Genomic DNA, 10,003 nt, shown 5'->3' with positions numbered 1-10,003 from the left:
TCGTCGAGGAGGAACACCACCCCGGGCCCCGCGTCCCCCGACTTCCCCATCTTCAACCGGGGGTCCTGCAGGTCCATGACCCGCGCCGCCACCACCGGATGCGTGGCCTTGGGCACGGTGAAGGTGTTGCCGGAGGCGAGTTCGCGGCTGCGGTCTCGGGCCGCTTCGAGGGCGGCGATCAGGGCCGCGCGTACGCCGTGCTTCTCCAGCTCCACGATCGCGTTGATGGTGGTGCCGGCCGGGGAGGTGACGGCCTCGCGGAGCTTGACCGGGTGTTCGCCGCTGTCGCGGAGCATGACGGCGGCGCCGACGGCGGCCTGGACGATGAGGTCGTGGGCCTGGGCGCGGGGCAGTCCGAGGAGGATGCCCGCGTCGGTCATGGCCTCGACGAGGTAGTAGAAGTAGGCGGGGCCGGAGCCGGAGAGGGCGGTGGCCGCGTCCTGCTGGGACTCCGGGACGCGCAGGGTCTTGCCGACGCCGCCGAAGATCTCCTCCGTGTGCGCGAGGTGCGCGGCGGTGGCGTGGCTGCCGGCCGAGATGACGGACATGGCCTCGTCGACGAGGGCGGGGGTGTTCGTCATGACGCGGACGACGGGGGTGCCCTGGGCGAGGCGCTCCTCGAAGAAGGAGGTCGGGATGCCGGCCGCGCCGCTGATGACCAGGCGGTCGGCGGGGACGTGCGGGGCGAGCTCTTCGAGGAGCTTGCCCATGTCCTGGGGCTTCACGGTGAGGATGAGGGTGTCGGCGCGCTTGGCGGCCTCGGCGTTGGTGACGGCCTCGACGCCGTAGCGGGTGCGCAGCTCTTCGGCGCGTTCCGGGCGGCGGGCGGTGACGAGGAGCTTGGAGGCGGGCCAACCGCCGCGGATCATCCCGCTGAGCAGGGCCTCGCCGATCTTGCCGGTACCGAGGACTGCGACTGTCTGGGTCATGCCCGATTCACCTCGCCGAACTGTTCGTGCACGCGTGCATGGTTTGCGTCCTCATCCTTGCACTCCGGCACGGAACCGCGACGGGCTGTCCGCAGTCCGGTCAGGCCGTTCCGATCAAGGGGTGCGGCGGCGGAGGGTTGCGGCGCCGAGGGTGAGGACCAGGAGGGCGCATCCGGCGACGATGCCGGCGTCGCGGACGAAGTCGGCGGTCATGTCGGTGTGGGTGAGGACCTGGCTCATGCCGTCGACGGCGTAGGACATGGGCAGGACGTTCGAGATCGCTTCGAGGACGGGCTGCATGGTGTCGCGGGCGGCGAAGAGGCCGCACAGCAGGAGCTGGGGGAAGATCACGGCCGGCATGAACTGGACGGCCTGGAACTCGGACGCGGCGAAGGCGGAGACGAAGAGGCCGAGGGCGGTGCCGAGGAGGGCGTCGAGGAGGGCGACGAGCAGGAGCAGCCACGGGGAGCCGACGACGTCCAGGCCGAGGACCCAGAGGGCGACGCCGGTGGCGAGCAGGGACTGGAGGACCGCCATGGCGCCGAAGGCGAGGGCGTAGCCGGCGATGAGGTCGCCCTTGCCGAGCGGCATGGCGAGGAGGCGTTCGAGGGTGCCGGAGGTGCGTTCGCGCAGGGTGGCGATGGAGGTGATCAGGAACATCGTGATGAGGGGGAAGATCCCGAGGAGTGACGCGCCGATGCTGTTGAACGTCCGCGGGCTGCCGTCGAAGACGTAGCGGAGCAGGACCAGCATCACGACGGGGACCAGCAGCATCAGCGCGATGGAGCGCGGGTCGTGGCGGAGCTGGCGCAGGACGCGGGCGGCCGTGGCGGTGGTGCGGGCGGTGCTCATCGGGTGCTCCCGTGGGGGGCCGGGGTGGTGGCGGTGGCGCCGGCGGCCTTGGCTTCGGCGTTCGCGGCGTCGACGAGGTGGAGGAAGGCCTCTTCGACGGTGCCGGTGCGGGTGCGGGCGAGCAGGGCGTCGGGGGTGTCCTGCGCGAGGATGCGGCCCTCGCGCATGAGGAGGAGGTCGTGGCAGCGCTCGGCTTCGTCCATGACGTGGGAGGAGACGAGGAGGGTGGCGCCGCGGCCGGCTGCGAGGTCGTGGAAGAGGTTCCACAGGTCGCGGCGCAGGACGGGGTCGAGGCCGACGGTCGGCTCGTCGAGGACGAGGAGCTCGGGGCTGCCGAGGAGGGCGACCGCGAGGGAGACCCTGCTGCGCTGGCCGCCGGAGAGGTTTCCGGCGAGGGCGGTGGTGTGGGTGGTGAGGTCCACGTCGGCGATGGCCCGGGTGACGGTCTCGCGGCGGCGCTCGGCGGCGGCGCGGCCGGGGTCGAGGATCGCGGCGAAGTAGTCGAGGTTCTGCCGGACGGTGAGGTCGTCGTAGACGGAGGGCGCCTGGGTGACGTAGCCGATGCGGGAGCGGAGTCCGGGGTGGCCGGCGGGGTGGCCGAGGACGGCGAGGGTGCCGGTGACGTGGGCCTGGGTGCCGACGATGGCGCGCATCAGGGTGGACTTTCCGCAGCCGGAGGGGCCGAGGAGGCCGGTGATGCGGCCGCGCGGGACGTCGAAGGAGACGGCGTCGAGGACGGTACGGGGGCTGCGGCCGGTGCCGCGGCGGACGGTGAGGCCGTCGGCGTGGACGGCGGCGGCCCCTTGGTTATTCATCATGTGATGAATAATGCTCCCGGCTGTGCCCCGGCGCAAGGCTCGCGGGGCACGCCCGGGGGTTACTTCTTGCGCTTGGGGCGGCGGGCGGCCGGGTTGCCGGTACGGGAACCGCGCCGGCGGGTGAATTCCGCCGAGGCGCGCTCGTACTCGGTGCGGCGCAGCGTCTCGCCGGGGGCCTCGACGAAGCAGCGCAGGAAGTACGCGATGAGGCTGCCGATGAAACCGATGGCCTTCAGGCCTTTGAGGGCGGTCTCGTCGGAGGACGGGGCCGGCCGGCGGCTGAAGGACTCCCAGGTCTTGGCGAAGGCGATGGAGCTCGCGATCGCGAAGAGGATGACGACCGAGATGCTGAGGAAGGCGCCGACGTTGCCGATCTCCAGGCCCTCGTAGGAGAACCGGAGCAGGAAGGCGCTGACGACGGCGAGGGCCAGCGAGCCGAGGGCCGCGCCGACGCGGCGCGCGCCGTAGCCGCCGTCGTGGTTCACCCAGGTGGTGCCGAAGAACCGGATCGGCTCGGGCTCGGGGCCGGGGGGCACCACGGGCTGCGCCGGGGACGCGCCCTCGGCGGCAGCCGGCTCGGCGGGGGTCTGGTCTCGCTGGTCGTCGCTCACACCAGCGATTATCCCCCGCCGAGAGGGGAGGGCCCGGGGTGTCTCACGGGTCAGACCGGGTGGCGGACCCGGGGATGGGCCGGATGGGTGCGTGCGGGTCTCAGCCGCAGCGGCTGGTGACGTAGCCGTCGCTGCCGGTCTTCACGTACGCGTCGGAGATGAACTCGCCGTTGGCGATGTTGTCCCAGATGGACGTGGTGCCGTACGGGCCGGTGACGGTCGTCCCCTGGCACTGGCAGCGGATGCCGACGGACGCGCCGAGCGGCAGGACCCGGGTGACCGAGTAGTTGGTGCCGGGACCGCTGCGGACGTTCACGCGGTAGCCGGGCGCGATCGGGAACGTCGGGAATCCCGACCCCGAGGCGAGGCTCTGGACTTGGCTTGAATCGCTCTCAACGGACATGTGGAATAACCCCCCTAGGGCGTTGCCCTGCGCAACCCGCGCAGGGTAGCAGTCCCTTGGAGATTCGCACGGCCCATCGACTAGGCTCCGGCGGGGGTGGTGAGCGGTGCGTTCAGCGCGGGCGGACTACGCGGGTTTTCCGGAGTACGCCGGGCAGTACCGGCTTGAGTCCGTGCTCGGTTCGGGCGGCATGGGCGTCGTCCACTTGGCCACCTCCGAGTCGGGGCTGAAACTCGCCGTCAAGATCGTCCATCCGCAGCACGCCGTCGACCCGGAGTTCCGGGCCCGCTTCCGGCAGGAGGTCGCGGCCGCGCGGCGGGTGAGCGGAGCGTTCACCGCGCCCGTCGTGGACGCCGATCCCGATGCCGAACGGCCTTGGATGGCCACCCTGTTCATCGATGCCCCGACGCTCTCCGAGCGGGTACGGGAACAGGTGCTGGAGGCCCGCGAGCTGGCGCGGCTCGCCGCCGGGCTGGCGGAGGCCCTGCGGGACATCCACCGGGCGGGCGTCGTGCACCGGGATCTGAAGCCCAGCAACGTGCTGATGGCCCCGGACGGGGTGCGGGTCATCGACTTCGGGATATCGCGGCCGGCCGACAGCGATCTGCGCACCGAGACGGGGAAGCTGATCGGGACCCCGCCGTTCATGGCGCCCGAGCAGTTCCAGCGGCCCCGCGAGGTGGGGACCGCGGCCGATGTGTTCGCCCTGGGCGCCGTGCTCGTGTACGCGGCGACCGGCCGGGGGCCGTTCGACTCGGACAGCCATTACCTCGTGGCGTACCAGGTGGTCCACAGCGAGCCCGACCTGACCGGTCTGCCGGAGCGGCTCGTGCCGCTCGTCGCGCAGTGCCTGGCCAAGGATCCCGCGGACCGGCCGAGCGCGGACGCGCTGATCGCGGCGCTGCGGGCGGTGGCGTACCCGACGGATCTGGACACCCAGGCCTTCATCCCGCAGCCGAGGAGACCCGTCGGCGGGGACGAGGCCACGCACCGCCGGGAGCGGATCGTCCCCCGGGCCCCCGAAGGCGGGCGGCGGACCCGGGCGGCCGTCTCGGCGGGGCTCGGGCTGCTGCTGGCGGCCGGGGCCGTCGGCGGATACGTGTGGTCCGGGTACGGGCCGGGGTCCGGCACCGGCACCGGCTCCGCCTCTGGTGGCACGGCCGCGAAGCCGAGTACCGCCCCGCCGGCGCCCGCGCCCGGGCGGCACCTGCCGTGGTCGGTACGGCTCGGCGAGCGCGGGGCGGCGTGCTCCTGGCAGGCGCCGGCCCTGTACTGCTCGGGGCCGGGCTCGGCCGTGGCACGGCTCGACCCCGCGGACGGGTCCGCGCTGTGGACCGTACCGGCGGCGGCGCCCGGCGCCCCGGCGGCGAGCAGCAGCGCGCCCGTGTTCGGGGGCGGACTCGTGTTCGTGATGGCCCAGGGCAGCGAACTCCTCCAGGCACGGGACCTGTCGACCGGTGCCGAGCGCTGGAGAAGGAACCTCCCGGGAGGCTCACGCGTCGTGTCCGCCGCGGCGGGCGTGCTGATCGCCTCGACGGGCGGAACCCTCACGGCACTGGACGCGGCGACCGGTTCCGCGCGCTGGACGAAGCCGCTCGGCGGACCGGGTTCCGTGTGGTGGGCCGGACCGGAGGAACCCGGCGGGACCGTGCTGTACGGGGCCACGCCGAAGGCCGACGGCAAGTCGACGCAGCTTTCCGCCGTGGACCCGGCGAGCGGGACGGTGCTCTGGCAGACCCGGACGGCCGGGCTGGTGCGGCCGGCCGGAGTCGCGGGGCGCGGGATGTACCTGCTCGACAGCGACGCGGACGGCAGGACCGGCGCGGTCGTACGGGTCGACCTGGGCACGCGTGCCGTGACCCGCGTACGACTGGCGACGCCGCTCTACGAATCTCAGGCGGCGGTGGGACCCGACGGAGTGGTCTACGTCTTCGGAGCCCCCGGCGCGCTGGCCGCCGTAGGCGCGGCCAAGGAGGACTGGCGGGTGGAGACCGGCTTGGCGAGCGCGTCCCGGCCGGTGTTCGCCGACGGACGCGTCTTCCTGACCGCGCCCGACGGGCGGCTGCTGGCCTTCGACGCCGCCGGGAAGCCGGCCGGGCAGACCAAGCCCCGGATGGGCTCCGGGACGGACACCTTCGCGGCGAGCCTGCCCGCGCCCGTCGTCGGGGACGGCCGGGTGTACGCCTCGGCTCCGGACGGGAGCGTGTTCGCGGTGGCGGCGGGGGATCCCGCCGGCTGGTGAGACGCGGACGGCCCCGTCCGAGGGTGTCGGACGGGGCCGGGAAGCGTCGGCTGCCGGGCGGGGCCGGCGCTCCGGGTGTCAGCGCTCCGGGAGTCAGCGCTCCAGGAGGCTGACGTCGCGGACGGCGCCCTTGTCGGCGCTGGTGGCCATCGCCGCGTAGGCGCGCAGGGCCGCGGAGACCTTGCGCTCGCGGTTCTTCGGGGCGTAGACGCCGCCCAGGGCCGCGTGGCGGGCGGCCAGCGTGGCCTCGTCGACCAGGAGCTCGATGGAGCGGTTCGGGATGTCGATGCGGATGCGGTCGCCGTCCTCCACGACCGCGATGGAGCCGCCCGAGGCCGCCTCCGGGGAGGCGTGGCCGATGGACAGGCCCGAGGTGCCGCCGGAGAAGCGGCCGTCAGTGACCAGGGCGCAGACCTTGCCGAGGCCGCGGCCCTTGAGGAAGGACGTCGGGTAGAGCATCTCCTGCATGCCGGGACCGCCGCGCGGGCCCTCGTAGCGGATGACGACCACGTCGCCCGCCTTGATCTCCTTGCGGAGGATCTTGTCGACGGCCTCGTCCTGCGATTCGCAGACCACGGCCGGGCCCTCGAATGTCCAGATCGACTCGTCGACACCGGCGGTCTTCACGACGCAGCCGTCGAGCGCGATGTTGCCGCGCAGGACGGCGAGGCCGCCGTCCTTGGAGTACGCGTGCTCGACGGAGCGGATGCAGCCGCCCTCGGCGTCGAGGTCGAGGGTGTCCCAGCGCTCGGACTGGGAGAAGGCGGAGGCGGAGCGCTGGCAGCCGGGGCCCGCGTGCCACAGCTCCATGACCTCGTCCGGGGCCGTGCCGGAGCGGGCGTCCCACTTCGCGAGCCAGTCCTCCAGGTTGGCGGAGTGGACCGTGGTGACGTCCTTGTTCAGCAGACCGCCGCGGTGCAGCTCGCCGAGCAGGGCGGGGATGCCGCCGGCCCGGTGGATGTCCTCCATGTAGTACGTGCCGCCGGGCGCCACGTTCGGCGCGACCTTGGCGAGGCACGGGACCCGGCGGGAGATCTCGTCGATGTCCGTGAGGTCGTACTTCAGACCGGCTTCCTGCGCGGCGGCGAGGAGGTGCAGGATCGTGTTCGTGGAGCCGCCCATGGCGATGTCGAGGGCCATGGCGTTCTCGAAGGCCTGGCGGGTCGCGATGTTGCGGGGCAGGACCGACTCGTCGTCCTGCTCGTAGTAGCGCTTGGTGATCTCGACGATCGTGCGGCCGGCGTCCTCGTACAGGGCGCGGCGGGCGGTGTGCGTCGCGAGGACCGAGCCGTTGCCGGGGAGGGCCAGGCCGATGGCCTCGGCGAGGCAGTTCATCGAGTTGGCGGTGAACATGCCGGAACAGCTGCCGCAGGTGGGACAGGCGTTCTCCTCGATGCGCAGGACGTCCTCGTCGGAGACGCTGTCGTTCGCGGCGTCCACCATGGCGTCGATCAGGTCGAGCTTGCGGACGGTGCCGTCGACCAGGGTGGCCTGGCCGGCCTCCATCGGGCCGCCGGAGACGAAGACGACCGGGATGTTGAGGCGCATGGCGGCCATCAGCATGCCGGGGGTGATCTTGTCGCAGTTGGAGATGCAGATCAGCGCGTCGGCGCAGTGCGCCTCGACCATGTACTCGACCGAGTCCGCGATCAGGTCGCGGGAGGGCAGGGAGTACAGCATGCCGCCGTGGCCCATGGCGATGCCGTCGTCGACCGCGATGGTGTTGAACTCGCGGGGGACGGCGCCGGCGGCCAGGATCGCGTCGGAGACGATGCGGCCGACCGGGGCCAGGTGGGTGTGGCCGGGGACGAACTCCGTGAAGGAGTTGGCGACCGCGATGATCGGCTTCCCGATGTCCGCGCTCGCTACGCCCGAGGCGCGCATCAGGGCACGTGCGCCTGCCATGTTGCGGCCGTGGGTGACGGTGCGGGACCTCAGCTCGGGCATCGGGTTCTCTCCCCATGTGTGCGGTGACGCGTGCGCCTGCCGCGACTGTGGATATGGCTCGGTTACGAGGCTACGCCCCCTGCCCGGGATTCGGACGGGCCGTCCGGATCCCGGGACGGGCGGCTCAGTAATTGGGCACGGGTCCGGTCATTCCTCGGTGAGGTAGCGCTGGAGGGTGGGGGCCACCAGCTCGATGATGGTCTCCGGGTCCGCCGAGGCGAGGGGCTCGACCTGGACGACGTAGCGCAGGATCGCGATGCCGACCATGTGGGAGGCGGCGAGCTCGGCGCGGAAGGTCGGGTCGGGGACGTTGAGGTCGGCCGCGATCCGCTCCAGCAGCCGGTGCAGGATCAGCCGGCGGAGCACCTTCGCGGCGGCCTCGTGGGTGAGGGCCGAGCGGATCACGGCGAGCAGCGGGGCCCGGGTGACCGGGTTCTCCCAGACGCCGAGGAAGTAGCGGGCCAGGCGCTCGCCGATGCCGTCGGGGCCCGCGCCGAGGATCGCGGGGAGGACGAGGGCGGGCTCCATGCTGAGCTCGATCGCGGCGGCGAAGAGATCGTCCTTGCTGCCGAAGTAGTGGTGCACCAGGGCCGGGTCCACGCCGGCGGCCTTGGCGATCCCGCGGACGGAGGTCTTGTCGTAGCCGCGCGCGGCGAACTCGGCGCGGGCCGCGAGGCGGATGCGCTCCTGGGTGCCGGGGCCGTCGTCGGCCTCGTCCTGGCGGGGGCGGCCGGGGCCGCGGCGGGGCTTCGCGGGGGCGGGGCCCGTCGTGGGGCCCGTCGTGGGGTCCGGGAGGGGCTCGGTCACGGGTGCGGGGTTCCGGGTACCGGGCCGGGGGCCGTCGCGAGGTGGAGGCGGGTGAAGGCCAGGGCCTCGGCGAGGTCGGCCTCGCGCTCGGCGGAGGACATCGCGCGGCGGGTGTTGACCTCGATGACCACGTGCCCGTCGAAGGCGGTGGTGGCGAGCCGCTCCAGGAGCTCGGCGCAGGGCTGGCTGCCGCGGCCGGGGACGAGGTGCTCGTCCTTCGCGGAACCGTTTCCGTCGGCGAGGTGGATGTGGGCGAGGCGGTCGCCCATCCGGTCGATCATCGCGGTCGCGTCGGTGCGGGCGGTCGCGGTGTGCGAGAGGTCGACCGTGAAGTGGCGGTAGTCGTCCTTGGTGACGTCCCACTCGGGCGCGTAGGCGAGCATCTCGCGGTCGCGGTAGCGCCAGGGGTACATGTTCTCGACGGCGAAGCGGATGTCCGTCTCGTCCGCCATCCGCCAGATGCCGGTCACGAAGTCGCGGGAGTACTGGCGCTGCCAGCGGAAGGGCGGATGGACGACGACCGTGGACGCGCCGAGCTTCTCGGCTGCCGCCTGGGCGCGCTGGAGTTTGGTCCAGGGGTCGGTGGACCAGACGCGCTGCGTGATGAGGAGGCAGGGGGCGTGGATGGCCAGGATCGGGACCTGGTGGTGGTCGGAGAGGCGGCGCAGGGCGTCGATGTCCTGGCTGACGGGGTCCGTCCAGACCATGACCTCGACGCCGTCGTAGCCGAGGCGCGCGGCGATCTCGAAGGCGGTCGCCGTTGACTCCGGGTAGACGGAGGCGGTGGAGAGGGCGACTTTCGCGGTCGGGATCCGGACTGGTTTTGCCACGGGGACAGGGTATCGGGGTCGTGGTGGCCCCGGGCCGCCCCCACGGAGCCCCGGGCGCCACCGGGCCGCCTCCCTACGAAGCCCCGGTCCGCCCGGGCCCTGGGCGCCGCGCCCCACGAGCCCCGGGGCCTGACCAGGCCCTGGGGGCAGCCGCCCCGGGGGGGCCTGCGGGGCGGAGTTCCCCTACCCGCCCTTCCACCGTTCCCAGGGCCAGCCCTGACCCGGTCCTCAAACGCCGGACGGGCTGGGAAGGGGCCCCGGGCTCCGCCCGGACCCCCTGGGGCTCCGCCCCAGACCCCGGTCCTCAAACGCCGGACGGCTGAAAAACCAGACCCCGGCGGCTGAAGAGACACACCGCCGCGGGCTGAAACGGCGCAACACCGGACGGCTGAAGAGATGAGTCCCACCGCCGGCGGCTGAAACGGCCCAACACCGGGCGGCCGAGGAGACCCACCCTCCGGCGGGGCTGGAGGCGGCGGCCCGAGACGGGGACGGGGGCGGGGTGGGGTGTCGGCCGGGACGTAAAGCGTGATTTGTGGCGCAGAAGTAGCCCGCGCCCTGTCG

The 10,003-nt window shown here is 73.0% G+C and carries 8 protein-coding genes and 1 pseudogene; 1 reads left to right on the top strand and 8 read right to left on the bottom strand.

What is annotated here, in order from left to right:
• Positions 1 to 125: 125 nt before the first annotated feature.
• The 5 genes and pseudogenes from proC to AC061S_RS43665 form a co-directional block, all read right to left on the bottom strand.
• Positions 126 to 929: pseudogene (gene proC / locus AC061S_RS43685) on the bottom strand (pyrroline-5-carboxylate reductase); the annotation flags it as partial.
• A 114-nt stretch (positions 930 to 1,043) separates the two neighbouring features.
• Complete coding sequence (locus AC061S_RS43680) at positions 1,044 to 1,781, bottom strand: ABC transporter permease (protein WP_478691448.1); 738 nt, start codon at positions 1,779 to 1,781, stop codon at positions 1,044 to 1,046.
• Positions 1,778 to 2,599 (bottom strand): ABC transporter ATP-binding protein, encoded by an 822-nt coding sequence (locus AC061S_RS43675; RefSeq protein WP_478691447.1) that lies wholly within the window; start codon positions 2,597 to 2,599, stop codon positions 1,778 to 1,780. Before AC061S_RS43675 ends, AC061S_RS43680 begins: the two co-directional genes overlap by 4 nt.
• Before the next feature lie 59 nt (positions 2,600 to 2,658).
• On the bottom strand, positions 2,659 to 3,210 hold the full coding sequence (locus AC061S_RS43670; RefSeq protein WP_478691446.1) for a hypothetical protein: 552 nt from the start codon (positions 3,208 to 3,210) through the stop codon (positions 2,659 to 2,661).
• Positions 3,211 to 3,310: 100 nt separating this feature from the next.
• Positions 3,311 to 3,613 carry a peptidase gene (locus tag AC061S_RS43665; RefSeq protein WP_478691445.1) on the bottom strand — a complete coding sequence of 101 codons (303 nt, stop codon included), beginning with the start codon at positions 3,611 to 3,613 and terminating at the stop codon, positions 3,311 to 3,313.
• A gap of 106 nt (positions 3,614 to 3,719) precedes the next feature.
• On the opposite strand from AC061S_RS43665, the gene AC061S_RS43660 reads away from it, so the two are divergent.
• Positions 3,720 to 5,855, top strand: coding sequence for a serine/threonine-protein kinase (locus AC061S_RS43660; protein WP_478691444.1), 2,136 nt, complete (start codon positions 3,720 to 3,722; stop codon positions 5,853 to 5,855).
• A 93-nt stretch (positions 5,856 to 5,948) separates the two neighbouring features.
• On the opposite strand, the gene ilvD is transcribed toward AC061S_RS43660, so the two are convergent.
• The 3 genes from ilvD to AC061S_RS43645 all read right to left on the bottom strand — a co-directional run bounded on the left by ilvD (position 5,949) and on the right by AC061S_RS43645 (position 9,439).
• The gene (ilvD, locus tag AC061S_RS43655) at positions 5,949 to 7,802 is read right to left on the bottom strand and encodes a dihydroxy-acid dehydratase (RefSeq protein ID WP_478691443.1); all 1,854 of its coding nucleotides are present in this window, start codon (positions 7,800 to 7,802) and stop codon (positions 5,949 to 5,951) included.
• Between the two features lie 147 nt (positions 7,803 to 7,949).
• On the bottom strand, positions 7,950 to 8,609 hold the full coding sequence (locus AC061S_RS43650) for a TetR/AcrR family transcriptional regulator (RefSeq protein ID WP_478691442.1): 660 nt from the start codon (positions 8,607 to 8,609) through the stop codon (positions 7,950 to 7,952).
• Positions 8,606 to 9,439, bottom strand: a complete 834-nt coding sequence (locus AC061S_RS43645) for a sugar phosphate isomerase/epimerase family protein (RefSeq protein ID WP_478691441.1) — start codon at positions 9,437 to 9,439, stop codon at positions 8,606 to 8,608. The genes AC061S_RS43650 and AC061S_RS43645 overlap by 4 nt, the downstream gene beginning before the upstream one ends.
• Positions 9,440 to 10,003: the final 564 nt, after the last annotated feature.

It is taken from the genome of Streptomyces sp. CA189, from assembly GCF_056428985.1.
Note: the sequence above shows the minus strand (reverse complement) of the source record. Positions and strands in the feature narration are given on the sequence as shown.

Coding starts and splice junctions, on each gene's coding strand:
- AC061S_RS43675 (WP_478691447.1), bottom strand. CDS start 2,599: ATGATGAATAACCAAGGGGCCGCCGCCGTCCACGCCGACGGCCTCACC.
- AC061S_RS43665 (WP_478691445.1), bottom strand. CDS start 3,613: ATGTCCGTTGAGAGCGATTCAAGCCAAGTCCAGAGCCTCGCCTCGGGG.
- ilvD (WP_478691443.1), bottom strand. CDS start 7,802: ATGCCCGAGCTGAGGTCCCGCACCGTCACCCACGGCCGCAACATGGCA.
- AC061S_RS43680 (WP_478691448.1), bottom strand. CDS start 1,781: ATGAGCACCGCCCGCACCACCGCCACGGCCGCCCGCGTCCTGCGCCAG.